The 26,748-nt window shown below is 63.4% G+C and carries 26 protein-coding genes and 1 pseudogene; 11 read left to right on the forward strand and 16 right to left on the reverse strand.

The genetic code is table 11. From position 1 onward, the window contains the following. The 3 genes from VFF99_RS11655 to ispF form a co-directional block, all read left to right on the forward strand. Window positions 1–197, forward strand: a 197-nt coding sequence (locus VFF99_RS11655; protein WP_325018040.1) for a hypothetical protein, incomplete at its 5' end; no start/stop codon positions are given. Beyond that, window positions 194–901 (forward strand): 2-C-methyl-D-erythritol 4-phosphate cytidylyltransferase, encoded by a 708-nt coding sequence (gene ispD / locus VFF99_RS11660; RefSeq protein ID WP_325018042.1) that lies wholly within the window; start codon window positions 194–196, stop codon window positions 899–901. The genes VFF99_RS11655 and ispD, both read left to right, overlap by 4 nt. Continuing rightward, a complete protein-coding gene (ispF, locus tag VFF99_RS11665; protein ID WP_325018044.1) occupies window positions 898–1,386 on the forward strand; it encodes a 2-C-methyl-D-erythritol 2,4-cyclodiphosphate synthase in 489 nt (162 codons plus the stop codon). Before ispD ends, ispF begins: the two co-directional genes overlap by 4 nt. A 6-nt stretch (window positions 1,387–1,392) precedes the next feature. Here ispF and VFF99_RS11670 read toward each other — a convergent pair whose 3' ends face one another. The 3 genes and pseudogenes from VFF99_RS11670 to VFF99_RS11680 all read right to left on the reverse strand — a co-directional run bounded on the left by VFF99_RS11670 (window position 1,393) and on the right by VFF99_RS11680 (window position 3,963). Continuing rightward, window positions 1,393–1,593: a hypothetical protein gene (locus tag VFF99_RS11670; RefSeq protein ID WP_325018046.1), complete on the reverse strand. Its 201-nt coding sequence runs from the start codon at window positions 1,591–1,593 to the stop codon at window positions 1,393–1,395. 119 nt (window positions 1,594–1,712) lie between these two features. Then, window positions 1,713–2,869: pseudogene (locus VFF99_RS11675) on the reverse strand (iron-containing alcohol dehydrogenase). A gap of 89 nt (window positions 2,870–2,958) precedes the next feature. Next, a complete protein-coding gene (locus VFF99_RS11680; RefSeq protein ID WP_325018048.1) occupies window positions 2,959–3,963 on the reverse strand; it encodes a GlxA family transcriptional regulator in 1,005 nt (334 codons plus the stop codon). Window positions 3,964–4,063: 100 nt separating this feature from the next. Between VFF99_RS11680 and VFF99_RS11685 the strand changes: the two genes are divergently transcribed. Together VFF99_RS11685 and VFF99_RS11690 are read left to right on the forward strand one after the other, a co-directional pair. After that, a complete protein-coding gene (locus VFF99_RS11685) occupies window positions 4,064–4,504 on the forward strand; it encodes a thioesterase family protein (RefSeq protein ID WP_325018050.1) in 441 nt (146 codons plus the stop codon). Window positions 4,505–4,517: 13 nt separating this feature from the next. After that, on the forward strand, window positions 4,518–4,895 hold the full coding sequence (locus VFF99_RS11690; protein ID WP_325018052.1) for a DUF488 domain-containing protein: 378 nt from the start codon (window positions 4,518–4,520) through the stop codon (window positions 4,893–4,895). Here the strand turns inward: VFF99_RS11690 and VFF99_RS11695 are convergent. Together VFF99_RS11695 and ompR are read right to left on the reverse strand one after the other, a co-directional pair. After that, complete coding sequence (locus VFF99_RS11695) at window positions 4,888–6,240, reverse strand: sensor histidine kinase (RefSeq protein ID WP_325018106.1); 1,353 nt, start codon at window positions 6,238–6,240, stop codon at window positions 4,888–4,890. The two genes, VFF99_RS11690 and VFF99_RS11695, sit on opposite strands and share 8 nt — an antisense overlap. A gap of 16 nt (window positions 6,241–6,256) precedes the next feature. Continuing rightward, the gene (gene ompR, locus VFF99_RS11700) at window positions 6,257–7,024 is read right to left on the reverse strand and encodes a two-component system response regulator OmpR (RefSeq protein WP_325018054.1); all 768 of its coding nucleotides are present in this window, start codon (window positions 7,022–7,024) and stop codon (window positions 6,257–6,259) included. 208 nt (window positions 7,025–7,232) lie between these two features. Here ompR and VFF99_RS11705 point away from each other — a divergent pair, with 208 nt between their 5' ends. After that, window positions 7,233–7,604, forward strand: a complete 372-nt coding sequence (locus VFF99_RS11705; RefSeq protein WP_325018056.1) for a hypothetical protein — start codon at window positions 7,233–7,235, stop codon at window positions 7,602–7,604. Window positions 7,605–7,645: 41 nt separating this feature from the next. On the opposite strand, the gene VFF99_RS11710 is transcribed toward VFF99_RS11705, so the two are convergent. The 10 genes from VFF99_RS11710 to dapC are packed head-to-tail and all read right to left on the reverse strand — an operon-like array spanning window position 7,646 to window position 17,845. Next, window positions 7,646–8,479, reverse strand: a complete 834-nt coding sequence (locus VFF99_RS11710) for a Rossmann-like and DUF2520 domain-containing protein (RefSeq protein WP_325018058.1) — start codon at window positions 8,477–8,479, stop codon at window positions 7,646–7,648. An 18-nt stretch (window positions 8,480–8,497) separates the two neighbouring features. Beyond that, the gene (locus tag VFF99_RS11715; protein ID WP_325018060.1) at window positions 8,498–9,061 is read right to left on the reverse strand and encodes a GNAT family protein; all 564 of its coding nucleotides are present in this window, start codon (window positions 9,059–9,061) and stop codon (window positions 8,498–8,500) included. Between the two features lie 34 nt (window positions 9,062–9,095). After that, on the reverse strand, window positions 9,096–10,184 hold the full coding sequence (locus VFF99_RS11720) for a CaiB/BaiF CoA-transferase family protein (protein ID WP_325018062.1): 1,089 nt from the start codon (window positions 10,182–10,184) through the stop codon (window positions 9,096–9,098). 46 nt (window positions 10,185–10,230) lie between these two features. Continuing rightward, entirely contained in the window at window positions 10,231–12,210 is a 1,980-nt protein-coding gene (locus tag VFF99_RS11725; RefSeq protein WP_325018064.1) for an ATP-binding cassette domain-containing protein, read from the reverse strand. Further along, window positions 12,207–13,097: a 50S ribosomal protein L3 N(5)-glutamine methyltransferase gene (prmB, locus tag VFF99_RS11730; RefSeq protein WP_325018066.1), complete on the reverse strand. Its 891-nt coding sequence runs from the start codon at window positions 13,095–13,097 to the stop codon at window positions 12,207–12,209. The genes VFF99_RS11725 and prmB overlap by 4 nt, the downstream gene beginning before the upstream one ends. Further along, entirely contained in the window at window positions 13,094–14,233 is a 1,140-nt protein-coding gene (gene dapE, locus VFF99_RS11735; protein WP_325018068.1) for a succinyl-diaminopimelate desuccinylase, read from the reverse strand. The genes prmB and dapE overlap by 4 nt, the downstream gene beginning before the upstream one ends. 3 nt (window positions 14,234–14,236) lie before the next feature. Continuing rightward, on the reverse strand, window positions 14,237–14,590 hold the full coding sequence (locus VFF99_RS11740; RefSeq protein WP_325018070.1) for an ArsC family reductase: 354 nt from the start codon (window positions 14,588–14,590) through the stop codon (window positions 14,237–14,239). Window positions 14,591–14,593: 3 nt separating this feature from the next. Next, window positions 14,594–15,727, reverse strand: coding sequence for a PilT/PilU family type 4a pilus ATPase (locus VFF99_RS11745; RefSeq protein WP_325018072.1), 1,134 nt, complete (start codon window positions 15,725–15,727; stop codon window positions 14,594–14,596). Window positions 15,728–15,786: 59 nt separating this feature from the next. Then, window positions 15,787–16,614 (reverse strand): 2,3,4,5-tetrahydropyridine-2,6-dicarboxylate N-succinyltransferase, encoded by an 828-nt coding sequence (dapD, locus tag VFF99_RS11750; protein WP_325018074.1) that lies wholly within the window; start codon window positions 16,612–16,614, stop codon window positions 15,787–15,789. Between the two features lie 25 nt (window positions 16,615–16,639). Continuing rightward, on the reverse strand, window positions 16,640–17,845 hold the full coding sequence (dapC, locus tag VFF99_RS11755) for a succinyldiaminopimelate transaminase (RefSeq protein WP_325018076.1): 1,206 nt from the start codon (window positions 17,843–17,845) through the stop codon (window positions 16,640–16,642). A gap of 191 nt (window positions 17,846–18,036) precedes the next feature. On the opposite strand from dapC, the gene smc reads away from it, so the two are divergent. Next, on the forward strand, window positions 18,037–21,567 hold the full coding sequence (gene smc, locus VFF99_RS11760) for a chromosome segregation protein SMC (RefSeq protein WP_325018078.1): 3,531 nt from the start codon (window positions 18,037–18,039) through the stop codon (window positions 21,565–21,567). Window positions 21,568–21,615: 48 nt separating this feature from the next. Here smc and VFF99_RS11765 read toward each other — a convergent pair whose 3' ends face one another. Then, window positions 21,616–21,894, reverse strand: a complete 279-nt coding sequence (locus VFF99_RS11765) for a hypothetical protein (RefSeq protein WP_325018080.1) — start codon at window positions 21,892–21,894, stop codon at window positions 21,616–21,618. Window positions 21,895–22,192: 298 nt separating this feature from the next. Here VFF99_RS11765 and VFF99_RS11770 point away from each other — a divergent pair, with 298 nt between their 5' ends. The 4 genes from VFF99_RS11770 to def are packed head-to-tail and all read left to right on the forward strand — an operon-like array spanning window position 22,193 to window position 26,741. Then, on the forward strand, window positions 22,193–23,263 hold the full coding sequence (locus tag VFF99_RS11770; protein ID WP_325018082.1) for a cell division protein ZipA C-terminal FtsZ-binding domain-containing protein: 1,071 nt from the start codon (window positions 22,193–22,195) through the stop codon (window positions 23,261–23,263). A 3-nt stretch (window positions 23,264–23,266) separates the two neighbouring features. After that, window positions 23,267–25,336 (forward strand): NAD-dependent DNA ligase LigA, encoded by a 2,070-nt coding sequence (ligA, locus tag VFF99_RS11775; RefSeq protein ID WP_325018084.1) that lies wholly within the window; start codon window positions 23,267–23,269, stop codon window positions 25,334–25,336. Next, window positions 25,333–26,208 carry a UTP--glucose-1-phosphate uridylyltransferase GalU gene (gene galU / locus VFF99_RS11780; RefSeq protein WP_325018086.1) on the forward strand — a complete coding sequence of 292 codons (876 nt, stop codon included), beginning with the start codon at window positions 25,333–25,335 and terminating at the stop codon, window positions 26,206–26,208. Before ligA ends, galU begins: the two co-directional genes overlap by 4 nt. Beyond that, complete coding sequence (def, locus tag VFF99_RS11785; protein WP_325018088.1) at window positions 26,205–26,741, forward strand: peptide deformylase; 537 nt, start codon at window positions 26,205–26,207, stop codon at window positions 26,739–26,741. The genes galU and def overlap by 4 nt, the downstream gene beginning before the upstream one ends. The last annotated feature ends 7 nt before the right edge of the window (window positions 26,742–26,748 follow it).

Below are 26,748 nucleotides of genomic sequence, written 5' to 3' on the forward strand. Positions count from 1 at the left end.
ACGAAGCGGTGACCGGCCTTGGGAAGGGACTTTTTCAGATCGAACGACATAGGGAATGCCAGGTTGCGGGAAATGCCCCAGCAAGCTGCATGACGGGGACTGCGTCTATGAGAAAATATGGCGAGATTATAAACCAAGCACCGCCACGGCCTCTTGGCCTGTACCTGCCGCCGCGCGGTGCGACATTGTCAGAATGACTCCATCCGCCCCAGTCCGCTATTTCGCGCTGATCCCCGCTGCCGGCGTCGGCGCGCGCATGGGCGCCGCCTGCCCCAAGCAATACATGCCGCTGGCCGGCAAGCTGATGCTGCTCCATGTGCTCGATACCTTCGCCTCTTGCGATGCGATTGCGCATACCTATGTCGTTGTCAGCAAGGAGGACGGCTATATCGATGAAGCGCTGGCCGGGGCAAGGCATCTTGCCGGCCGCGTCACGGTGCTGCACGAAGGCGGCGCGACTCGCCACCAGTCGGTGCTGAACGGCCTGAAGGCAATGCGCGCCACGGCCGGCGGCGAGGACTGGGTGCTTGTCCACGACGCTGCACGGCCGGGCCTGAACTGCGAACTGATCGAGCGCCTGATCGATGCGGTGAAGGACGATCCGGTGGGCGGCCTGCTGGCACTGCCGGTGGTGGACACGCTCAAGCGCAGCAGTCCCGAAGGCCGCGCGGAGGCGACGGTTCCGCGCGAGCGCTTGTGGGCCGCGCAGACGCCGCAGATGTTCCGCCATGCCCTGTTGCTCCGAGCGCTGGAACAGGCGGCCGAAGTCACGGATGAAGCTTCCGCCGTTGAAGCGCTGGGCCTGCAACCGAAACTGGTCGAGGGCAGCCCGCGCAATTTCAAGATCACCTTGCCGCACGATGTCGCGCTGGCAGAACTGCACCTGAAAGGAAATCCATGAGCCTTCCGCCCTTCAGAATCGGACAAGGGTATGACTGCCATGCGCTCGTACCGGGCAGGGAGCTGATCATCGGCGGCGTTGCCATTCCCCACAGCAGCGGACTGCTCGGCCACTCCGATGCCGACGTCCTGCTGCACGCCGTCACCGATGCCATCCTGGGTGCCGCCGGGCTGGGCGACATCGGCCGGCACTTTCCCGATACCGATCCCCGCTTCAAGGGCGCCGATTCACGCGCCCTGCTGCGCGAGGCGGCGAAACGCGTGCAGGAGGCTGGATACCTCATCGGCAATATCGACGCGACCATCATCGCGCAGGCGCCGAAAATGGCCCCGCATATCGCGAGCATGATCGCAAACATCGCCGCCGACCTCGATGTCGGCCAGGCGCAAGTCAACGTCAAGGCCAAGACCAACGAGCGGCTGGGCTACCTCGGCCGCGAAGAGGGGATCGCCGCCGACGCCGTCGCGCTGCTCTACCGCCGCTGAACCGGCTCAGCCGCCGCCGATGCCGCGGATCACGCGGCCGGTGCCTTCACAGGTCGGGCATTCGCTGCCGTCCTGGCGGATGCCCTTGCCGCCGCAATCCTCGCACAAGTCTTCGCCCGTTCCCGGGGTGCCTGCCACGGCTTCATCTCCCGGTTTCAGCGGGGCGGGCTGTTTGCCGGGTGTTCCGGTGGATGGGGATGTAGGCATACCAATCTCCTGAAAGAAAAAACGGCATGGAAAGTGTCCATGCCGTTTTGTTTCGCTTCACTGCCTGCCGGCATATCGCTTGCGTAGATTGCCGGTCTTGCAGGAAGTTCACGCTTCATTCAGGCGCTCAGTTCGAGCACTTTCCTGCTGACATCGAGCGTCACGTCACGTAGTTCGCCGAGCGTCACCATGCGATGGCTTTCCAGGTGTTTCAGCACGGCATCGATGCTCTCGGCGCCGAGCTGGTAATCCGACAGGCGCGTCTTCACGCCCATCTGCTCGAAGAAGTCCTGCGTGCGCTGGATCGCCTGTTCGATGCGCGCATCCTCGCTGCCCTCGGTGATGTTCCAGACGCGCGTCGCGTACTGCAGAAGCTTGGCGCGCTTGCCCTCCTTGCGCACGCGCAGCATGCCGGGCAGGACGATGGCCAGCGTCTGCGCATGGTCGAGCCCGTACAGGGCAGTCAGTTCATGGCCCACCATGTGCGTCGCCCAGTCCTGCGGCACGCCGGCGCCGATCAGGCCGTTCAGCGCGAGCGTCGCGCACCACATGATGTTGGCGCGGGTGTCGTAATCCTGCGGATTGGCCAGCGCCTTCGGACCTTCCTCGATCAGGGTCAGCAGCAAGCCTTCGGCGAAACGGTCCTGGACCGGGGAGTTGACCGGATAGGTCATGTACTGCTCCATCACGTGCGCGTAGGCATCCACCACGCCGTTGCCGATCTGGCGCACGGGCAGGGTGAAGGTCTTGGCCGGGTCGAGGATGGAGAACTTCGGGAACACCAGCTTGCTGGAGAGGCCACCTTCGCCTGCAGCGACTTGCGCGTGACCACGGAGCCGTCGTTCATTTCGGAGCCGGTGGCCGGAAGGGTGAGGATGGTGCCGAAGGGCAGGGCGCGCGTGATGTTGCGGCCGCGTTTTTCAAGGATCGCCCACGGATCGCCTTCGAAATGCACCGCGGCGGCGACAAACTTGGTGCCGTCGATGACCGAGCCGCCGCCCACGGCCAGCAGGAAATCCAGGCTTTCCTTGCGGACCAGTTCCACCGCCTGCATCAGGGTCTCGTAGCTCGGGTTCGGCTCGATGCCCGAAAACTCGCGCACCGTGCGGCCCTCGAGTGCCGCCATCACTTCGTCGAACACGCCGTTGCTCTTGATGCTCCCGCCGCCGTACAGCACCAGCACGCGGGCGTCCGCCGGAACAACCTTGGCGAGGTCGGCGATGCGGCCCTTGCCGAACAGGATCTGGGTCGGGTTGTGGAAATCGAAATTCAGCATGTCAGTCCTCTGGTCTTGTCGTTGGCACTCGCCGGATTGTATGACAAGCACGAAAATCGCGTGCGCCGCCTTCCCGGCGATCCGGAGGATCAGGCCGCCGCCTTCTCCGTTGCGGGCAGCGCGATCCGCATCTTCGTGCGGTAAGCCTGCGGCGTCATGCCCGCCAGCTGCTTGAACACCTGGCGGAAATAGGCGACGTCGCGATAACCGACCTCGTCGGCAATGCCCTCGATGCCCTGCATGGAATGTTCGAGCCGGTGCTTCGCGTGTTCGATGCGCAGGCGCTGCAGGTATTCGTTCGGCGTGTCGCCCGTGGCCTTCTTGAAGCGCCGCTTGAAGTTGCGCTCGCTCATGGCGGCAATCTGGGCGAGGCCGGCCACGTTCAGCGTGCCGCGGAAGTGCGCCTCCATGTGGTTCTGCGCTTTCAGGATGGCCGCGTCGCCATGCCGTTTCTGGAACTCGAACAACGAATAATCCATCTGCTGCTCCCGCCATCCATCCAGCACGAGCGCGCGCGCCAGCTGCTCGGCGGTCTTGTATCCGCACCAGTATTCCACCAGGTACAGGCAAAGCTCGGCGTAGGCATTGATGCCGCCCGAGCAAAAGATGCTGCCGTCCTGCGTCAGCATCCGCTCCGGCCGCACATCGACCTCCGGGTACAGCGCGCGGAACATGGGGACGAATCCCCAGTGCGTGGTCGCGATGCGCCCGCTGAGCAGGCCGGCCTCGGCCAGCACGAAGGCGCCGGTGCAGATGCTGGCAATGCGCGTGCCCTGGCGATGCAGGCGCACGAGATGCGGAACGACCGTCGTCGCCCAGGCTTCGCGTTCGCCCACATTGGCCGAGCTCACGATCAGCAGGTCCGCGCTCTGTACCTCCGCCAATGTGCCTTGCGTCCTGATCTGCATGCCGTTCATGCAGCTCACGTCGCCGCCGTCCACGCCGACGATGCGGACGGAAAAGCGAGGCACGGGGTTGGCGGCGCACAGCTGTTCCCATAACTGGCCGGCCTGGGTGAACACGTCCATGGGGCCGGCAACCGTGGTCGGCAGGGTGCCCGGCATGGCAAGGATGATGGTGTCGATCGGCCGCATGGTGGCCTGATTACCCGCTGAACTTGGCACGCTGCTCTCTCACTTGAGGGCGTTCGCTGCGCTAGACTGGGCGCACTGTCACGGAGAGGAGTGCAAGCGCATGGAAAAGAACGCGTATGAATACCAATATACCGTAAGCTGGTCTGACCTGGACGCCAACGTGCACATGCGCAATACCGGCTATCTGGACTATGCGGCCCAGACCCGCTTCCTGTTCCTGAAGGAAAACGGCTTCACCCCGGCCCACTTCAAGGAAGCCGGCATCGGCCCGGTCGTGTTTTCCGAGCAGATCACGTATCACAAGGAATTGCACTTCCTCGAGGGCTTCTCGGCCACGATGGAACTGGGCGGCATCAGCGAGGATGGCGCGAAGTTCATCATGGTGAACCGTTTCAAGAAGGCCGACGGCAGGGTCGCGGCGGAAGTCGTCACCCGCGGCGCATGGTTCGACCTCGGCGCCCGCCGCGTGAAGGCGCCGCCCCAGGCATTGACGGATGCGCTGCTGCGCCTGCCGCACACGGAAACATTCGAATCCTTGTGAAGGGGGACGGAGAATGACGGCCATCAAGCTGAAGTGGGTGTACGAACCGGCATCGCCGGAAGACGGCAGGCGCATCCTGGTCGACCGCCTGTGGCCGCGCGGCATGACGAAGGAGCGGCTGGACATCGTGTACTGGGCCAAGGGCGTGGCGCCATCGAACGACCTGCGCAAGTGGTACGGGCATGACCCGGAGCGCTGGGAGGAGTTTCGCGACCGCTACTACAGCGAGCTGCACGCCAACCCCGACGGCCTGCGCGACCTGCTGGAACATATCGGCAGCGGCACGGTGAGCTTCCTCTACAGCAGCAAGGAGCATCGCATCAACAATGCGGTGGCCTTGCGCGACTATGTGCAGCCGCTGCTGAGGCAGGGGAAACGGCGCGTCAGCTGAGCGCGCCGGTAATCGGGATCGATACCCGCACGCGCAGGCCGCCGCCGTTCTTGTTCGACAGCCGGATCGTGCCGCGATGCCGTTTCACGATGCGGTCGACGATGGCGAGGCCGAGGCCGGCGCCGTTGGCTTGGCCGCGCGCGGTATCAAGGCGCGTGAACGGACGCAGCAAGCGGTCCAGTTCCTTTTCAGGCACACCGGGGCCGTTGTCGCTGATCTCGATCACCGCCTGGTTGCCTTCCGAGCGGCAGGCGATTTCAATGTCAGCCGTATTGGTGTTCGGCGTCTTGCCGTAACGGCGCGCATTTTCGATCAGGTTGCTGACGATGCGCGTGAGGTCGGTGGCATGGCCGAAGACATTCACCTCCGGCGAGATGTTGGTCTGTACGCGCACGTCTTGCTGCCGGCCCGCCTCGCGCGCGCAATCAGACAGCAGGCCGCTGAGGTCGACGCTCGCACCCTGGATATTCTCGCTTGGCCGCGCATATTCGAGGAACTGGCCGATGATGGCATCCATCTGCGCGAGGTCGGATTGCATGCCGAGGCGCGCCTCGTCCGGCAACTGCGCCATCTCGACCTCCAGCTGCATGCGCGCCAACGGCGTCCGCAGGTCGTGGGAAATGCCGGCCAGGATCACGGCACGGTCGCTCTCGACACGGTTCAAGTCCGCAACCATCTGGTTGAAGCTGCGGTTGGCGTCGCGGATCTCGGTCGGCCCGCGCTCCGGCAGCGGCTCCGGCCATCTGCCCTTGGCGATCGCCTGCGTCGCGGTGGCAATGCGCGACAAGGGCTGGTTGATCAGACGGGATATGAATACCGCCCCCAGCAGCGAAAGGGTGAGGGCGGCGGTGCCGAAGCCCAGCCACTGGATGTTGGACACGCCTTCGATGCGCTCGCGGTCCAGCCGCAGCCAGTACTCGTCTTCCTCGATCTTGAAGCTGACCCAGAAGCCGCCGACGTCGTTGACCCGGCCCGCGAACTTGGTGTCGGAACCGAGCCGCGCCTTCACGTTCGTCTCCAGCACCTGCATCAGCTCGTTGTCGGGCGGCGGGCCAACCACGTCGCTCGCTTCCAGCGGATAAATCCGGATGCCCTCGTTGCTGGCAAGGTCGAACAGCAGCTCGCGCCGTAATTCCGGCGCAGAGTGAGTGAGGGCGGCGCGCGTGATGGTGACGATGGAGATCACCTGCGCCGCCATCTGCTGGGCGCGCGGGGTCCTCTCCACGATACGGAAGCTGGTTACCCAGGCCAGGATGCTCGCGGTGATGAGGAAAGCGAGCAGGAAGAAAGTTCGCCAGAAGAGGCCGCTTTTCAGCCAGCCGAACCGGTTGCCTATGAAGGGGATCAAGGTGCGTTATGCCTCAACGCGGTTGGCCTTCCGGAATGAAGACGTAACCGAGGCCCCACACCGTCTGGATATAGATCGGGTTGGACGGATCGGGCTCGATGAGCTTGCGCAGGCGGGAAATCTGCACGTCCAGGCTGCGGTCGAAGACTTCATATTCGCGTCCGCGCGCCAGTTCCATCAGCTTTTCGCGGGACAGCGGCTGCCGCGCGTGGCGGGCGAACACCTTGAGCACGGAAAACTCGCCGGTGGTCAGGGAGATGGTTTCGCCATTCTTTTTCAGCGTGCGGGTGCCGAGGTCGAGGATGAAGTCGCCGAACTGGAAAGTCTGGGGCGTCTCCGACGGTGCGCCGGGGATTTCGTCCGGCCCCTTGCGGCGCAGGACGGCGTTGATGCGGGCGACAAGTTCGCGCGGGTTGAAGGGTTTGGGCAGGTAATCGTCGGCGCCCATTTCGAGGCCGACGATGCGGTCGACGTCTTCGCCCTTGGCGGTCAGCATGATGATGGGGGTCTGGTCGCCGGCACCGCGCAGGCGGCGGCAGATCGACAGGCCGTCTTCCCCGGGCAGCATCAGGTCGAGCACCAGCAGGTCATAGCGCTCGCGGATCCAGAGCTTGTTCATCGCCTGTGCATTTTCGGCGGTGACAACATTGAAACCTTGCTCGGCAAGGTAGCGGCGCAGGAGGTCGCGCAGGCGCTGGTCGTCGTCGACGACAAGGATGCGGGCCTGGTGGCCGCTGGGCGTCTGGCCGGGAGTGTGTGCGGTCGGGTTGGCTGTATTCATGGCGCTATGGTAACGTCGGAAAAATCTTGATCAATGTCTCTAGCGCAAAGCATTACAAAGTGTTACAAACTTTACCTTAAACAGGTTTAGTGTGCTTCGAGCGGCGCATACACTTTCACATTATCGGTAAGCCTTTTGCGTATGCGCAGTCTAGCGCAGGAATCGTCCTCCGGCCGCATATCCGCAAAGGCGAATTGGTTTTCGAATAATGCGACTACATCGAATCGGTTCCTGTCTCCTGCTGATGCTTGGCGCGGCGAGTGCGTTCGCCGAGCCGGGTTTCAACCGGCGCGACGCGCGGGAGACGGTCCGTGCCTATCATATTCAGAGCGTGACGCTGGATCGGAACATCCCCCGTGACCAGCTGGCTCCGCCGCAGGATCGCCGCCGGCAGGGCGAAGGCGCGCCCGAGAGCAGCGGATTCGGCTCCTCCGGCGATGGGCAATCCAACAGCCAGCAATCCAGCACCCAGCAGGCGGACAACGCACGCCGCCAGGGGCGCATGACGCCCGAAGAGCGCCGTACCCTGCGTCGCCAGATCGACGAGGTCGGGCACGACATTTACGCGCCCAAGCGCTGAGCGTCAATTCGCTTCAGCCAGGGCTTCTTCCACATTGCTTTTCACGATGCGCGGCGCTTGCGTGCAGCAATGGCGGCGGTGAATTTTCCCAGGCGCTTGTAAAGGGCCCCGACGCCCTTGTTCCAGGCGGACAAGGCACGGTACTGCCGCACGACGGTACCGAGGTCGCCGCGAGCGATCGGGCCGGTCAGTGCATCTTCGGTGCCGAGACGGAACACATTGTCCACCGTTCCCCGCACCAGGGGCTCCATCAGCTTGAGCGCATCGCCGCGCGGCACGCCGGCCCTGGCGTAGGCGTCGAGTGCGACGTCCAGCAAGGTCACGAGGTAGTTCGACGAAAATACCGCTGCCGAATGGTAGACGCTCTTGTACGCGGGATCGATGTTCACGAGGCGGGCGCCGATGGCGGTAAACGCCGGCGACAGCCGTTCGACCGCAACACCGTCCCCTTCGATCCCGCAATAAGTACCGGAAAAACCGGCGACGACCGCTTCCGCGCCCGCGAAGCTGCGGATCGGATGCACGCTCGCCATTGCTGCCCCGGCAGGCTTCACCGCCGCCAGCACCTGGGAGGGGAGTGCGCCGCTGCAATGGAACACGATCGCGTCGGCACGCAAGGCGCCGGAGCGGGCGAGTGCCGCGCATGCCGCTTCCACCTCGGCGTCCGGCGTTCCAATCATGAAGAAGTCGGCGGGGCGGAGGTCCTCCCAGCGATCGACGGCCGCACCGGCACCGATGAACCCCGTTGCCGCCTCGGCGCTTCCGCGGCTTCGGTTCAGGATATCTTGCACCTGGAAAGTGCCGGATGACGCCCACAGGCGGCCGAGCACCTTGCCGACGTTGCCGCAGCCGATGATATTGAGGGTTGGAACCAAAGTGCTCCTTTTCACCGTTTATGCGCCCCGGCGCACGTTAAGCCAGTCGCGCTCCAGCAGGGAATAGCAATTGAGGTCGTGGAAGCGCCCGCCCCAGTAAGCCTGTTCCCGGTGTATGCCTTCGAACCGGAAGCCCAGCCGCGTCGCCAGCCCGATCGAGGCCGCGTTGTCCGGATGTGTTTCAGCCTGGACGCGATGCAGCGACATGGTATCGAAACCATAATCAAGGATCGCCGTCACCGCCTCCCGCATATAGCCCTGGCCGTGATGCTCGCGCTGGATCTCGTAGCCAATCACGCAGTTGCGCCAACTCTTGTTCCAGCGGAACAGACCGCAGGTGCCGATCAATTTCCTGTCCTGTTTCCTCTCCAGCGCCCAGCGAAACCCGGTGCCTGAGATAAACCATCCGGCAAAAATGTCGGCCAGGTGCTCCGCTTCGGCAAGACTGGTGACCGGGTCTACGCCGTACCAGCGCATCCAGTCTCCGTCGGAATGGATGACGAATAGCGCCGGTGCGTCCGCGGGGACGATCTGGCGCAGGTTCAGCCGCTGAGTCTTGAGTTGAGGGAATGCACGGGGCATGTCGATCGGTATTCCGTCCTGGGCAGCGTGGCCCTTACCCGTGGAATCTTACCGCAGGCCCGGCCGCCCAGTATGCGCCCTCGGTCGGATGCTCTTTCCGCCCCACCATTCCCCGGGCGCGGAACAGCGGATGCGCGACCGCCTCGTCCGCGCGCAGGACCGGTGTGACGCAGCAATCGGCTGTCGCGAATCTCTCGGTCCACAGTGCCAGCGGGTGACGCGCGAAGATGGCGTCCAGTTCTGCCTTCACTGCCATCGCATCCTCGCCGCCCACTTGCTGTCCCAGGCTCCAGTGGCGTTTTTTCAGGTCCGGCCGTTCCAGCACGTCGCAGCAGGTTTCCCAGAACTTGAGTTCGAGGGCGCCCACCGCCATGAAACGCCCGTCGCTGGTGCGGTAGACGTTGTAGCAGGGCACGCCGCCGGTGAGCAGGTCCCGGCCGGGTTGCGCAGGCCGTCCGAAATTGTTCAGCGCCACCAGCGGCATGATGTTGTGCGCGAAGACGGCATCGGTCATGGAGACGTCGACGAAGCGGCCCTTGCCGGTGGCCTTGGCGCCGATGAGTGCGGCAAGAATGCCTTGCACCGCGGCCTGGGCGCCGCCCAGCAGGTCACCGACCTGCAGGTTGGACAAGGCCGGAATGCCGTCGGGTCCGACGTTCTGTTCGAGCATACCGGCAAGGCCGATGTAATTGATGTCATGGCCCGCCAGCTGGGCGAACGGGCCATCCTTGCCGTATCCGGAGATGGCGCACATGACGAGCCGGGGATTGCGCGCGCGCAGCGTTTCCCAGCCCACGCCGAGCTTGTCCATCACGCCCGGGCGGAAGCTTTCGACCACCACGTCCGCCGTTTCCACCATCGCGAGGAAGGTGTCGCGCTGGGCCAGGTCCTTGAAGTCGAGGCGCATGCCTTGCTTGCCGCGGTTCACCGCAATGAAGAACTGCGACACTTCCTTGCGCACAGGGCCCATTGTGCGGGCGTAGTCGCCGAGACCCGGGTCTTCGATCTTGATCACCTCGGCGCCCATGTCAGCCAGGTGCATCGTTGCCATGGGGCCGGGCAGGAGGCGTGTCAGGTCGAGCACGCGGATGCCCTGCAAGGGTTTGTCGATTGCTTCGTTCATGCGTCTCCTCCTGTTCGATATGTTCTATGGAAGCGCAGCGCTGCGATCAACCTGCAGAGAGATTTTCCAGCGCTTCCTGTTGTTCCAGCCACTCGGTTTCGAGCTGTTCGAGTTCCTTGGCGATGTAGGCCTGGTCGAGGATCAGGGACTTCAGTTCTTCCTTGTTGGCCTCGTCGTAGATCGCCGGGTCGGCCAGGCGTGCATCGACTTCCGCCTTGCGCGCGTTCAGCTTCGCCATCTGTTCGTCGAGGCGCTTGATGCGCGACTCGATGGGCTTGCGCAGGGCGGACAGTCGCTGGCGTTCTTCCGCCTCCAACCGGCGGCGTTCCTGCCGGTCTTCGCGCGACTCGGAAGCGGCGGGCACTTCCTGCTGGGCCGCCTGCTTATCCGCCGGCGGGACATCGCCCTTGCCGAGCTTGGTCTTGAACAGCCAGTCACGGTAGTCGTCGAGGTCGCCATTGAAGGCTTGCAGCTTGCCATCCGCAACGATCATGAACTGGTCGGTGGTGGCGCGCAGCAGGTGGCGGTCGTGGGACACCAGCACGAGTGTTCCCTCGAACTGCGCCAGCGCCATGGTGAGGGCTTCGCGGGTTTCGAGGTCGAGGTGGTTGGTCGGTTCGTCCAGCAGCAGCAGGTTGGGGCGCTGCCAGACGATCAGCGCCAGGGCCAGGCGCGCCTTTTCGCCGCCGGAAAAGGGGGCGATCTTGCTGGTCACCATCTCGCCGCCGAAATTGAAACCGCCGAGGAAGTTGCGCAATTCCTGCTCGCGCGTGGTGGGCGCGAGGCGCGCGAGATGCCATAGCGGCGACTCGTCGTGACGGAGCATTTCCAACTGGTGCTGCGCGAAGTAGCCGATGGAAAGCCCCTTGCCTTGACGCATGGTGCCGGTCAGCGGCTGGATTTCGCCGGCGATGGTTTTCACCAGCGTCGACTTACCTGCGCCGTTCACTCCGAGCAGGCCGATGCGCTGCCCGGTCTGCAGCGAAAAATTGACGCGCGAGACGATGGGCTTGTCGCTTGCTTCGCCGGTGGCCGGATCATCCACCCGGTAGCCGGCCACGACGTCTTCCATCAGCAGCAAGGGATTGGGCGCGCTGAGCGGCTCGCGGAATTCGAATGAAAATTCCGCGGCGGCGCGCAGGGGCGCGATCTCTTCCATCTTGGCGAGCATCTTCATGCGGCTTTGCGCCTGGCGCGCCTTGGTCGCCTTGGCCTTGAAGCGGTCGATGAAGGATTGCAGGTGCGCACGCTGGCGTGCCTGTTTTTCGTATGCGGCCTGCGTCAAGGCGATCTGTGCCGCACGCTGTGTCTCGAACGCCGAGTAATTGCCTGAATAGCGCTTGAGCTTCCGGTCGTCGATATGCACGATCACGTTCACCACGCCGTCGAGGAAATCGCGGTCGTGCGAAATGATGATCAGCGTCCCGTCGTAGCGCTTGAGCCAGTCTTCCAGCCAGATGATGGCATCGAGGTCGAGGTGGTTGGTCGGTTCGTCCAGCAGCAACAGGTCGGACGGGCACATCAGCGCTTGCGCAAGATTCAGGCGCATGCGCCAGCCGCCCGAAAAGCTTGCGACCGGCTGCTGCATCTGGTCCTGCGAAAAGCCGAGGCCGGTCAACAGTTGTTCGGCGCGCGAACGTACCGTGTACGCGTCGGCGTCGGCAAGCGCGGCATGAAGCTCGGCAATGCGCGTGCCCTCGGCATGGCAGCCGGAGGTGCCTTCGAGCTGTGCCAGCTCGGCTTCCAGCCGGCGCAGGTTGGCATCGCCGTCGATTGCGTATTCGATGGCCGGACGGTCGAGGGCGGGCGTTTCCTGGGCCACGTAGGCCACGCGCCATTTCGCCGGGAAATCGACCTGGCCGAGGTCGGCGTGCAGTTCGCCGCGCAGGACGGCAAACAGGCTGGATTTACCGGCCCCGTTGGCGCCGATGAGACCGATCTTCTCGCCCGGGTTCAGCGTCAGGTCGACGCCGTCGAGCAGGGGCTTGATGCCGCGGGTGAGGCTGACTTGCTGGAAACGGATCATTGTGCGGCAAGCTGTTCGGCGGTCAGCAGGAATACCATGTCGTCGCCTGCGCTGGTGGAAAGCCAGGTGAGCTCCAGGCCGGCGAATGCCGCCTCGGCAAACGGCCTTTCATTGCCGATCTCGACGACGAGGATACCGTTCTCCGTCAGGCGCTCTGCGGCGCCGGCGACGATCTTGCGCACGAGGTCCATTCCGTCCTCTCCGCCGGCGAGCGCAATCTGCGGCTCGCGCAGGTATTCCTGCGGCAGCTTGCCCATCGACGAGGCGTTGACGTAGGGCGGGTTGGTGACGATCAGGTCGTACTTCTTCTTCGGTACCTTGGCATACAGATCGGACTCGATCAGGGTGATGCAATCCTGCATTTCATAGTCGTCCACGTTGCGCTGCGCGACGGCCAGTGCATCGGTGGAAATGTCCACGGCATCCACGTGCGCATTCGGGAACGCGTCGGCCAGCATGATCGGCAGGCAGCCCGAGCCGGTGCACAGTTCGAGGATGTTTTCGACGGACTCCGGATCGTTGACCCAGGGCGAGAAGCGGTCCGGAATCAGTTCGGCGATGAAGGAGCGGGGGACGATCACGCGCTCGTCGACATAGAAGCGGTAGTCGCCCAGCCATGCTTCATTGGTGAGGTAAGCGGCGGGCACCCGTTCGCCGGCGCGCCGTTCGATGACCTTCAGGACAGCGGCGGTTTCCTCGGGCAGCAGCCGCGCATCGTAGAACGGCTCCAGCTTGTCGAGCGGGAGCTGGAGCGTGTGCAGGATCAGGTACGCGGCTTCGTCGAAGGCGTTGCTGCTGCCGTGTCCGAAGAACAGCTTGGCGGTGTTGAAGCGGGTGACTGCGTAGCGAAGCAGGTCACGGATGGTGGTGAAATCGTTCGGGGTCATGGGGCGTCTTGCAGCAGGAGGTTCTCCAGCGTGCGGCGATAAATGTTCTTGAGCGGATCGATGTAGCGGATTTCAATGTGCTCGTCGATCTTGTGGATGCTGCCGTTCGGCGGACCGAACTCGATCACCTGCGGGCAGATTTGCGCGATGAATCGGCCGTCGGAGGTACCGCCGGTCGTCGAGAGGTCGGCGTCGAGGCCGGTCTCGGCCTTGATGGCGGAGGTCAGGGCGTCGCTCAACGTGCCACGAGGCGTGAGGAAGGGGCGGCCGCCGATGGTCCACTTGAGATCGTAGTCGAAATCGTACTTGTTCAGGATCGCGTGGACGCGCTGCTGCAAGCCTTCGACGGTGCTGGCGGTCGAAAAGCGGAAATTGAAATCCACCACGACTTCACCGGGAATCACGTTGGTCGCGCCGGTGCCGGCGTGGATGTTCGACATCTGCCAGGAAGTGGGCAGGTAGTACTCGTTGCCATCGTCCCATTTCTCGGCGGCGAGCTCGGCCAGTGCCGGCGCGGCGAGATGGATCGGGTTCTTGGCCAATTGCGGATAGGCGATGTGGCCTTGCACGCCCTTGATGATCAGCTTGCCGGACATGGAGCCACGGCGGCCGTTCTTGATCACGTCGCCGAGCTGGTCGGTGGAGGTCGGCTCGCCGACGATGCAGTAGTCGAGCTGTTCGTGGCGCGCCTTGAGCATGTCGCACACGATGACCGTGCCGTCGGTGGCCGGGCCTTCTTCGTCGCTGGTGAGCAGGAAGGCGATCGAGCCCGGGTGGTCGGGATGGGCGGCCACGAATTCTTCGACCGCGACGATCATGGCGGCAATCGAGGTCTTCATGTCAGCCGCGCCGCGGCCGTACAGCTTGCCGTCGCGCTGGGTGGGCACGAAGGGATCGGAATGCCATTGTTCGAGCGGGCCGGTAGGCACAACGTCGGTGTGGCCGGCGAATACAGCCAGCGGCTGGGCCGTGCCGCGGCGCGCCCAGAGATTGGTCACGCCGCCGGACTCGATGGTTTCACATTTGAAACCGAGCGGTTCCAGCAGGGCGATCAGGCGGCGCTGGCAGCCCTGGTCGTTGGGAGTGACGGAAGAGAGGGCGATCAGTTCTTCGGTCAGCGCGAGTGTCTTGCTCATGGATTACTTGTTGAAAATCTGTTGGTAGCTGGCGTCGGAAAAACCGACGTGCGTGGTGTCGTTGCAGACGAGGACGGGCCGCTTGATGACGGAGGGTGATTCCAGCATCAGGGCGGCGGCGCTGGCGGCATCGGCAACGGCGGCTTTGCGTTGATCCGGCAGGCCGCGCCAGGTGGTTCCCTTGCGGTTGACGAGCACCTCCCAGTCGACCTGCTTCAGCCAGCCGTCCACCAGCGCGGGCGTGAGGCCGGCCTTCTTGAAATCGTGGAAGGCGTAGGCGACGCCCTTGCTCTCCAGCCAGGTGCGCGCATTCTTGACCGTATCGCAGTTGGGAATGCCGTAGAGGGTGACAGTCATGGATCAAACGTTCAGCGTGAATTCGGTGAAGGTGGGGCCGTCGTCCTTCTTCGGCTCCGGTTCCGGCTCGGGCTTCTTGCCGGCAGAGTTGTTGATCAGCCAGTAGAGGTTGGTGGCCGAATCGGCATTGGCCAGCGCTTCCTCCTGCGTGACGACGCCATCCTGGATGAGCTGCATCAGCGCCTGTTCGAAGGTCTGCGAACCCGGCGCCATGCTCTTCTCCAGCGCTTCCTTGATCTGGCTGATCTCGCCCTGTTCGATCAGCTCGGCCACGTGGCGGGTATTGAGCAGCACTTCCACCGCGGCGCGGCGCCCGCCATCCTTGGCCTGCACGAGGCGCTGGGAAATGATGGCCTTGATGGTCACCGACAGGTCGACCAGCAGCGAGGGACGCGTTTCCAGCGGATAGAAGTTGATGATGCGGGTCAGTGCCTGGTAGCTGTTGTTGGCGTGCAGCGTGGCCACCACGAGGTGGCCCGACTGCGCATAGGCGAGTGCATTGCCCATGGTTTCCTTGTCGCGGATTTCCCCGATCAGGATGCAATCCGGCGCCTGGCGCAGCGCGTTCTTCAAGGCGATATGAAGGCTGTCGGCATCGGTGCCGATCTCGCGCTGGTTGACGATGGATTTCTTGTTCACGAACAGGAATTCGATCGGGTCTTCCAGCGTCAGGATATGGCCGGTCTTGTTGGCGTTGCGATGGTCCAGCATTGCCGCGATGGTGGTGGACTTGCCGGAGCCGGTGGAGCCGACCACAAGGATCAGCCCGCGCTTTTCCATGATGACCTCGGCCAGTACCGGCGGCACGTTCAGGTCCGCGAGGCGGGGAATCTCGCCCGGGATGTAGCGGAACACCGCGGACAGGCTGCCGCGCTGGCGGAAGGCGGAGAGGCGGAAGCTGCCGAGGCCTTCGACGGGAATCCCCATGTTCAGCTCGTTATGCTCTTCCAGCTCTTGCATCTGCCTGGCGGAGGCCACTTCGGAAAGCAGGGCCTTGATGGTGGCGTTGTCCATCTTCTGCTGGTTGACGGGCAGCAGATGGCCGTTGATCTTGATGTGGATCGGCGAGTTCACGGTAATGAACAGGTCCGATGCCTTTTTGTCCTTCATCAGCTGGAACAGACGGTCCATCGCCATGATGCTCTCCTCGTGGGCAAATGAAAAAGGCCGCCCGAGGACGGGCGGCCGTCGCGCTATCAGGCGTCGCGCAGCAGCTCGTTGATGCCGGTCTTGGCGCGGGTCTTTGCATCCACGCGCTTGACGATCACCGCGCAGTACAGGCTGTACTTGCCGTCGGCGGACGGCAGGCTGCCCGAGACGACGACGGAGCCGGCCGGAATGCGGCCGTAGCTGACTTCGCCGGTGGCGCGGTCATAGATCTTGGTCGACTGGCCGATGTACACACCCATCGAGATGACCGAGTTTTCCTCGACGATCACGCCTTCCACGATCTCGGAGCGCGCGCCGATGAAGCAGTTGTCTTCGATGATGGTGGGGTTGGCCTGCATCGGCTCCAGCACGCCGCCGATGCCGACGCCGCCGGACAGGTGGACGTTCTTGCCGATCTGTGCGCAGGAGCCGACGGTGGCCCAGGTGTCGACCATCGTGCCTTCGTCGACGTAGGCGCCGATGTTGACATAGGAGGGCATCAGTACCACGTTCTTGCCGATGAAGCTGCCGCGGCGCGCAACGGCGGGCGGCACCACGCGGAAGCCGCCCTTGGCGAAGTCTTCGGCCGTGTAGTTGGCGAACTTGGTGGGCACCTTGTCGTAAAACTGCATGCTGCCGCCGGCCGGCATCGGCAGGTTGTCTTCCAGGCGGAAGGACAGCAGCACCGCTTTCTTGATCCACTGGTTCACGACCCAGTTGCCGCTGTCTTTCTGTGCCACGCGCAGCGTGCCCTGGTTGAGTTGCTCGAGGACGTGGGCAACAGCGTCGCGCACTTCCGCCGGCGCGGACTTCGGAGAGAAATTGGCGCGGTCTTCCCAGGCCTGGTCGATGATCTGCTGGAGTTGTTGAGTCATTTTCTTTGCTTCTCGAGTGGGTGGATCAGGATAATTTCTTGGTGAATTCGACGATGCGGCGGGCGGCTTCAAGGCATTCTTCCACCTCGGCGACCAGCGCCATGCGGATGCGGTTCTGTCCCGGATTGATGCCGTGCGCTTCGCGCGCCAGATAACTGCCCGGCAAGACCGTCACATTATATTCGGCGTACAGGCGCTTCGCGAACTCGGTATCGGAGATGCCGTTGTAGCGGTCGACCTTGGCCCAGAGATAGAAACTGGCGTCGGGCAGGCGCACGTCCAGCACTTCTTCCAGCATCGGCGTGACCTGGTTGAACTTGGCAATGTACTTGGCGCGATTTTCCTCGACATGCTGCTCGTCGTTCCATGCCGTAATCGATGCAGCCTGCACGGATGGGCTCATCGCGCTGCCGTGATAGGTGCGGTACAGCAGGTACTTCTTCAAAATCTCCGCATCGCCCGCCACAAAGCCCGAGCGCATGCCCGGCACGTTCGAGCGCTTGGAGAGACTGGAAAAAGAGATCAGGCGCGGATAACCGGTGCGGCCGAGCTTGTGCGCGGCTTCCATACCGCCCAGCGGCGGCTCGGACTTGAAGTAGATCTCCGAATAGCATTCGTCGGACGCGATGATGAAGCCGTACTTGTCCGAGAGCGCAAACAATTCCTTCCAGTCGTCGAGGTTGAGCACCGCGCCGGTCGGATTGCCAGGCGAGCAGATGTACAACAGCTGCACGCGCGGCCAGATGTCCGCCGGGACACTCTTGAAGTCGGGCGCGAAATTGCGCGCCGGGTCGGAATTGACGAAGTAGGGCTGCGCGCCAGCGAGGTAGGCCGCGCCTTCGTAGATCTGGTAGAAGGGGTTCGGGCACATGACCAGCGCATCGCCACGTGACGGATCGATGACCGTCTGCGCAAGGGCGAACAATGCCTCGCGCGAGCCATTGACGGGGAGGATCTGCGTCGCGGCGTCGATGCGGGGCAGGCCGTAGCGCCGTTCCAGCCACGCGGCGATGGACGCGCGCAAGCCTTCCGTGCCCGTCGTTGTCGGATAGCTTGCCAATCCTGCAAGATTGTCGCTCAAGGCCGTCTTGATGAAGGCCGGCGTCGGATGTTTCGGTTCCCCGATCCCGAGGCTGATCGGCGCATACGCCGGGTTCGGCGTCACGCCCGCGAACAATTGCTTCAGCTTTTCAAAGGGATAGGGTTGTAATTTGTTTAACAGCGGATTCACGGGGGAAGGGCTCGCCAGAAAGAGGTGGGATGCAAAATGGCCAAAGGCGGCATTATACCGTTCGCGCCCTGTCGCGCGGGTGCACATGCCCCGGCGGAAGTGATGATCCGAGGATGTGAAATGTTATGATAAGGCCCTTTTCCCAGGCGGCGGAATGCGCCTGCTCCAACTAGTCAACAACGGTCGATAACGTGCGTCTAAATTCCATCAAACTATCCGGATTCAAGTCCTTCGTCGATCCGACCAATTTCCAGGTTCCCGGCCAGCTGGTCGGCGTGGTCGGCCCGAACGGCTGCGGCAAGTCCAATATCATGGATGCGGTGCGCTGGGTGCTGGGCGAGTCCAAGGCATCCGAACTGCGCGGCGAATCGATGCAGGACGTCATCTTCAACGGCTCCACCACGCGCAAGCCGGCCGGCCGCGCATCGGTCGAGCTGGTGTTCGACAACAGCGACGGCCGCGCCGCCGGCCAGTGGAGTCAATACGCGGAAATCGCCGTCAAGCGCACACTGACCCGCGACGGCACATCGACGTATTACATCAACAACCAGGCGGTGCGCCGCCGCGACATCCAGGACATCTTCCTCGGCACCGGCCTCGGCCCGCGTGCCTACGCGATCATCGGCCAGGGCATGATTTCGCGGATCATCGAAGCGCGCCCCGAAGACCTGCGCATCTTCCTCGAAGAAGCCGCGGGCGTGTCGAAGTACAAGGAACGCCGCCGCGAAACCGAGAACCGCTTGCACGACACGCGCGAAAACCTGACGCGCGTCGAGGACATCCTGCGCGAACTGGGCACCAATCTCGAAAAGCTCGAAGCCCAGGCGGCGGTGGCGCAGAAGTTCCGCGAACTGCAGGCCGACCAGGACGAAAAGCAGAAGCTGCTCTGGCTGCTGCGCAAGAACGAAGCCAAGACGGAGCAGGAAAAGTTTTTCCGCGACATCGAGCGCGCCCAGACCGATCTCGAAGAGCAGACGGCCAAGCTGCGCCATGTCGAGACCGAGCTGGAGCACATGCGCCAGGCGCACTACGCCGCCGGCGACCGCATGCATACCGCGCAAGGCCACCTGTATCAGACCAACTCGGAGATCGGCAGCCTCGAAGCGCAGATCAAGTTCGTCATCGAATCGCGCAGCCGCCTGCAGTCGCAACTGAATTCGCTCACCGCCCAGCGCGACCAATGGCAGCGCCAGGGACAGCAGCAGCAGGAAGAACTCGAAGAAGCGGAAATGCGCCTCGAGGAGCACGGCCTGCGCGTCGAGCAGGCGCAGCAGGCCGCGCAGAACCAGAACGACAATCTGCCGGCACTCGAACAGGCATGGCGCGAGGCGCAGCTCTCCACCACCGAGTCGCGCGGCAGGATCATGCAGGCGCAACAGCAGATCGAACTGGAATCGGCGCACCAGCGCAACGCCTCCAACATCCTCGCCAACCTGGCTGCCCGCCGCGAGCGTCTGCAGCAGGAAAAGAACGGCATGTCCATGCCCGACACGGCGCACCTGAGCAACCTCAAGATGCAGCTCGAGGAAAAGCAGGCCGCACTGGAAGAGGCTCGCGAACAGCTGGAAGCGGCGCAGGAGCAGCAGCCGCAGCTCGAGGAAGAACGCCGTGCCGCGCAGGCCCAGCTCAATACCGAGACCGCGAACAACGCGCAGCTCGAAGCGCGCCTTGCGGCCCTCAAGCAACTGCAGGAAAACGTGCAGACGCAGGGCAAGGTGCAACCTTGGCTGAAGAAGCATGAACTCGGCGAACTGCCCCGTTTGTGGCAGAAGCTGCATATCGACCAGGGCTGGGAAACGGCGCTGGAGTCCGTGCTGCGCGAGCGCACTTCGGCGCTGGAGATGTCCAACCTGGACTGGGCGAAAGCCTTCTTCAACGATGCGCCGCCGGCCAAGCTGGCCTTGTTCACGCCCAATGCAGTCGCTGCGTCGGAGCCTGCCGAAGCACCCGCCGGCCTGAAACCCTTCATCAACCTGCTGCAGCTGAACGATCCGGGCCTGCGCGCGCTGATGCAGGACTGGCTGCACAACGTATTCATTGCCGACGACGTCAATGCCGCCTTCGTCGACCGCGCCAAGCTGCCGGTCGGCGGCTGTTTCGTCACCAAGCAGGGCCATGTCATCGGCAAGACCAGCGTGCGATTCTATGCGTCCGATTCCGAACAGGATGGCATGCTTGCGCGCCAGCAGGAAATCGACAACATCACGAAGCAGTTGCGCGCGCAGCAGATGCTGGCCGACGAAGCGAAGTCGCGTTCGATCCGCGCCGAAGCGGCACTCACGCAGGCGACGCAGCGCCTGGGCGAACTGCGCCAGCGCGTCAGCCAGCTGACACAAGCGGCGCACAGCCTGCAGCTCGAAGTGATGAAGCTCTCCGAAGTGCAGGACCGCTTCAACCAGCGCAGCACGCAGATCGAAGCCGACCTCGCCGAGATTGCGGCGCAGGAGGCGGAACAGATGCAGGCCAAGGAAGAGTCCGAAGCGAAATTCGAGCAGTTGGACATCGAACTGGCCGAACTGCAGGAAAAGCACGAGGCCGGCCAGACCGATTACCTGGCGAAGGAGCAGCAGCTCAACGACGCCCGCCTGCGCCTGCGCGAGCTCGAGCGCGCGGCACAGGAAGCGGAGTTCGCCGAGAAGGCGCACCGCAACAAGATCGAGGAGCTCAAGCGCAGCATTGCAACTGCGTTGGAGCAGTCGGCCCAACTGTTCGCAAGCATGGAGCAGGGGCATCTGGAGCTGGAGAGCCTGGATGACCAGGCCGCGCAGGCCGGCCTGCAGGAGCTGCTCGAAAAGCGTAGCGAACAGGAACGCGCGCTGGCCGACGCCCGACATGAGCTCGACCAGCTGACGCAGAAGCTGCGTCATTCGGAAGAGGCGCGCATGCAGGCCGAACGCAGCCTGCAGCCGCAGCGTGAAAGGATCATGGAGCTGCAGCTGAAGGAGCAGGCGGCGCGCCTGAACCAGGAGCAGTATGCGCAGCAACTGGCCGAAGCGCAGGCGGACGAAGCGGCATTGGCGGAGAAGCTGACCGGCGAGATGCGCCCGTCCTACCTGCAAGGGGAAGTCACGCGCCTGACGAATGCGATCGCAGCGCTGGGCGCGGTGAACCTTGCCGCGCTGGACGAGCTTGCCGAGGCATCGGAGCGCAAGAAATTCCTCGACTCCCAGCACGCCGACCTGACGGAAGCGATCACCACGCTGGAAGACGCCATCAACAAGATCGACAAGGAAACGCGGGAATTGCTGCAGGACACCTTCGACAAGGTGAACAAGCATTTCGGCGAGCTGTTCCCGGTCCTGTTCGGCGGCGGCCAGGCCAAGCTGATCATGACCGGCGAGGAAATCCTCGATTCAGGCGTGCAGGTGATGGCGCAGCCGCCGGGCAAAAAGAACGCGACGATTCACCTGCTGTCGGGCGGCGAGAAGGCGCTGACCGCAACCGCGCTGGTGTTCTCGATGTTCCAGCTCAATCCGGCGCCGTTCTGCCTGCTGGACGAGGTGGACGCGCCGCTGGACGACGCCAACACCGAGCGCTTCTGCAACATGGTCAAGCGCATGTCTTCGCAGACGCAGTTCCTGTTCATCTCGCACAACAAGATCGCGATGGAGATGGCGCAGCAGCTCATCGGCGTCACCATGCAGGAGCAGGGTGTTTCGCGTATCGTTGCCGTGGATATGGAATCGGCTGCGAGTTTTGCGACGGAGGCGCAGGCAGCCTGATGCAGGAAGGTTTGCGTGCGGCAATGGCCGGCACGCAAACCGGGATTGTCAGTTGCGTGCGGAGCGGGCGAGGGCGGCGCGTTTTTGGTAGTAGGCCACGTTCATCTGTGCTTCACGCGCACGCTGCTGTTCGACGTCGGCGCAGATCAGGTAGTGACGCTCGGCACGTTGCAGCCACCAGTGGTGGATGGAACGGACGATGGGAGCGATGGAAAGCATCGCGAGTTGTTGCAATTTGAATTCTTTCGGAGTGGAAATGTCAAAGCCTGAATTGGCGGAGCGCATGTTCATTCCTGCTGTGCGTGTAGTTCCAAGTTGCGTTTCCATGCAAGCCTCCAAGAGTAAGTTCAGCAATGACAGCGAGGCGATTCGCCGAGGAAAAATGTCGCTGCGGAATAGTTGTTATTCTATTTGCCGCGAGGTTCCGGCTGTCTTGATGAACGTCAACGGCGGGGAACCAATGTTTCGGCAAGGATCAATTCCTGGCGAACATTTTCCGAAGGTTGGCAAGAAGGAGCGATGGCAGCAGTTGTTGTCTTGCTAGATAATTTTTATTAATAATGAACGGATCACTAATTTCCGGGCAGCACGATGTGCGCCCGTTCCACTTTGAGGTATGTGAGGCATGACGGAACTTCAAATGAGCCTCATGGCCATCGGCGGCACCATTGTTGTCGGCGTGATCAGCTATAACAAGTGGCAGGAATACAAGGCGAGGAAAAGCGTGCAGCGCGCCTTCTCGTCCGAACATGACGATGTGCTGATGAACCCGCCCCCAGGCGTTGCAGAGGGGCGGCAGGAGCCTTCGCTGGCACCGGACGCGCTGGCCGACGCCGAACTTCCGCCGGAAGGCACGACCGCCTCCGACGAACAGATCGAGAAGCTGGTCGAGGCGCCGCAGAAGGAACTGCCGGTCGACGACCTGATCGATTGCCTGATTTCGCTGACGCTCCAATCTCCGCTGCGCGGCGAAAAGATCCTGCCGAAGCTCCAGACATTGCGCCATGTCGGCAACAAGCCGGTCCACTTCATCGGTCAGCGTGAGGACGGCAACTGGGAGCCGGTAGTTCACGGCGGCCAGTATTTCGCGCTGTTTGCCGGCGTGCAGCTTGCCAACCGCAGCGGCGCGCTGAACGAGATCGAATACTCCGAGCTGATCACGGGCCTGCGGCAGATCGCGGACGAGATGGATGCCGACCTCGACGTGCCGGACATGGGCGACGTGATGTCGCGCGCCCGTGCGCTGCACCAGTTCGTGGCCGAGTACGATGCGCAGTTGAGCGTCAATGTGCAGTCGAAGGGCGCGCCCTGGGCCATCAATACCTTGTTGGCCGCGCTGGAGCGCCAGGGATTCGACCTGCGCCCGGACGGCCGGCTGGTCATGCCCGACGGTGAAGGCGGCGTGCTGTTTTCCCTGTCCACCAACGTCACGCTTGCCGCCGAGACGACGTCCCGCCTGACCCTGCTGCTCGACGTACCCCGCGTGGCACCGGCGCGTGACGGTTTCGGCGCGATGACGGCCTGCGCACGCATGCTCGCATCGCGCCTGGACGGCGTGGTCGTCGACGACGGCAACCAGCCGCTGACCGATCCTACCCTCGCGGAAATTGCCGAGCAGGTGGCCGCGTTCTACCAGCACATGGAGTCGGCCAATATTCCGGCCGGTTCCACGCGCGCGATGCGCCTGTTCAGTTGAACGATGCAGCCCGACTTTTTTTCCACGGCACCGGACGCGGCAGCTTCGCCGGCCGAGGCGAACCACTGGCAGGAACGCGCGGCATGGCTGAAGGCCGAACTGAACAGGCATAACCACGCCTACTATGTGCTGGACAATCCGACCATCCCGGATGCCGAGTACGACAAGATGTTCCGGGAACTGGTCGAGCTGGAACAGGCACATCCCGACCTGATCACTTCCGATTCCCCCACCCAGCGGGTGGGCGGCAAGCCCTTGCCGCAGTTCGAGCAGGTCAGGCATACGGTGCCGATGCTTTCGCTGAACAATGCGTTCGGCGAAGAAGAAGTGACGGCCTTCGACCGCCGCGTTCGCGACGGGCTGCAAACCGTGCACGAGATCGATTATTCGGCCGAGCTGAAATTCGACGGCCTGGCGATCAGCCTGCGTTACGAGAACGGCGTCCTCGTGCAGGCCGCGACGCGCGGCGACGGCACGACCGGCGAGAACGTGACCGCGAACATCCGCACGGTGAAAGCGATCCCCTTGCGCCTGCATACCGACGCGCCGCCCGCCGTGCTGGAAGTGCGCGGCGAGGTCCTGATGTACAAATCGGATTTTGCACGGCTGAACGAGCGGCAGCGCGAAGCAGGGCAGAAGGAATTTGCCAACCCGCGCAATGCCGCTGCAGGGAGTTTGCGTCAGCTCGATTCCCGGATCACCGCACAGCGCGCATTGCGATTCTTCGCCTATGGTATCGGTGTGCTGGAGGGGGCGGACCTGCCTGCCTCGCACTCCGCCTTGCTGGACTGGTATGCCTCGCTCGGTCTCCCGGTGTGCAAGGAGCGCGCGGTGGTGAAAGGCGCACCGGGCCTGCTCGATTTCTTCCACGGCATCGGCGCCAAGCGCAAGCAGCTTCCCTATGACATCGACGGCGTGGTCTACAAGGTGGATCGCGTCGAGCAACAGGCAGTCCTTGGGTTCGTCTCGCGCGCGCCCCGGTTCGCCGTGGCGCACAAGTTCCCTGCGGAAGAGGCGATGACGGTGGTGCAGGAGATCGGTGTTCAGGTCGGCCGCACCGGTGCCATCACGCCGGTCGCCAGGCTGGTCCCCGTGTTCGTCGGCGGCGTCACGGTGACCAATGCCACGCTGCATAACGAAGATGAGGTCAACCGCAAGGACATCCGGATCGGCGACACCGTCATCGTGCGCCGCGCGGGTGATGTGATTCCCGAGGTGGTGTCCTATGTGCCGGAACTGCGGACCGAGAGCGTGCGCAAGTTCGTCATGCCGGCCACCTGCCCGGTGTGCGGCTCCCCGATTGTCCGCCCCGAGGAGGAGGCTATCGCGCGCTGCTCCGGCGGGTGGGTGAAGTGCGCCGCGCAGCGCAAGGGCGGCTTGCTGCATTTCGTGTCGCGCCGCGCGATGGACATCGAAGGCCTGGGAGAGCAGTTGATCGACCAGCTGGTGGACCGGCAAGTCATCACGACGGCCGCCGACCTCTACCGTCTCGGCCTGACCTCGCTTGCCGAGCTCGACCGGATGGCGGAGAAGTCTGCCCAGAACGTGTTGAACGCGCTCGAAAAATCGAAATCGACGACGCTTGCGCGTTTCATTTACGCGCTCGGCATCCGTCATGTCGGCGAAGCGACCGCCAAGGAGCTGGCCCGGCATTTCGGGAATCTCGATGCCTTTCTCGCGGCCAGCGAGGAACAGCTGCTGGAAGTGGCCGATATCGGTCCGGTCGTGGCACGCTCGATCACGGCCTTCCTTGCCGACGGCCTCAATCGCGAGCTGATCGAACAACTGCGCGCGGCGGGCATCCACTGGCCGGAGAGCGAGCCTGTCGCTGAAGCTCCCAAACCGTTCGCAGGCAAGACCTTCGTGCTGACCGGCACGCTGCCAAACCTGAAGCGCGACGAGGCAGCGGAAAAGATCGAGGCGGCAGGCGGCAAGGTGGCGGGTTCGGTATCGAAAAAGACCAGCTATGTCGTCGCCGGCGAAGAGGCGGGAAGCAAGCTCGAGAAAGCGCGGGAACTGGGTATTCCGATCGTTGACGAGGCCGGATTGCTCCGGCTGCTGGAAGGAAAATGAACAGGGTCAGAAAAGCGGTCTTCCCGGTCGCGGGCCTCGGCACGCGGTTCCTGCCGGCCACCAAGGCGCAGCCGAAGGAAATGCTGCCCATCGTCGACAAGCCGCTGATCCAGTATGCGGTGGAAGAGGCGGTCGCGGCCGGCATCACCGAGCTGGTGTTCATCACCGGCCGCAACAAGCGCGCCATCGAGGACCATTTCGATACCGCCCATGAGCTTGAAATGGAGCTGGAAGCCGGGGGCAAGACCGCCTTGCTCGAAGTGCTGCACAACGCGGTGCCCAAGGGCATCCACTGCATCTATATCCGCCAGCCGGCGCCGCTGGGACTCGGGCATGCCGTCCTCTGCGCCCGCCCGGTGATCGGCAACGAGCCCTTCGCGGTCCTTCTGGCGGACGACCTGATGGACGTCGAGCAGTCGCAGAAGCCGGTGCTGGCCCAGATGCTTGACGTGTACAAGGAGGAAGGTGCGAGCGTCCTCGCGGTACAAGACGTGCCGCGTGAGGAGACACGGCAATACGGCATCGTCAGTGCGCGCCCTTACAAGGAGCGCCTCGAGCTGGTCGACGGTATCGTGGAAAAGCCGCAGCCTGACAAGGCGCCTTCCACGCTCGGCGTGGTGGGACGCTACGTATTGAGCAACCGCATTTTCGATTTCCTCGACAGCGTCGGCAAAGGCGCGGGCGGCGAGATTCAGCTCACGGACGGCATCGCGGCACTGATGCAGCACGAAAAGGTAATGGCTTATCGTTTCGCCGGCAGGCGGTTCGATTGCGGCTCGAAGCTTGGCTACCTGCAGGCGACGGTGGCGATGGGATTGAAACACCCCGAGATGGGGGACGCGTTCGCGCGCTACCTGGATGAAACGAGATGACTGTCCGCGAGATACTCAAGATGGGCGATCCGAGGCTGCTGCGCCAGGCGGAAGCTGTGCTCGGGTTCGATACGCCGGAGCTGCATGCACTGATCGCCGACATGTTCGACACGATGCGTGCCGCCAATGGCGCCGGACTCGCCGCGCCGCAGATCGGCGTGAACCTGCAACTGGTGATCTTCGGCTTCAAGCATAATGTCCGCTATCCCGACGCGCCGCCGGTGCCGGAGACGGTATTGATCAATCCGGTGCTGACGCCGCTGTCGGATGAGATGGAAGAGGGCTGGGAAGGATGCTTGTCGGTGCCCGGGCTGCGCGGAATGGTGCCCCGCTGGAGCCGTTTGCACTATGAGGGGTTCGATCAGTACGGCAAGCCCGTTTCGCGCGACGCGGAAGGGTTTCACGCCCGTGTGGTGCAGCATGAATGCGATCACCTTGCGGGCATCCTCTATCCGATGCGGATCAAGGATTTTTCGCGGTTTGGATACGTCGATGTCCTGTTTCCGGGGCTGGATGCCGGTGAGGATGACTAGATGAGCT

Origin of the sequence: Noviherbaspirillum sp. (genome assembly GCF_035654295.1) — a bacterium.
In the GTDB taxonomy this organism is placed as follows: Bacteria; Pseudomonadota; Gammaproteobacteria; order Burkholderiales; family Burkholderiaceae_D; genus Noviherbaspirillum.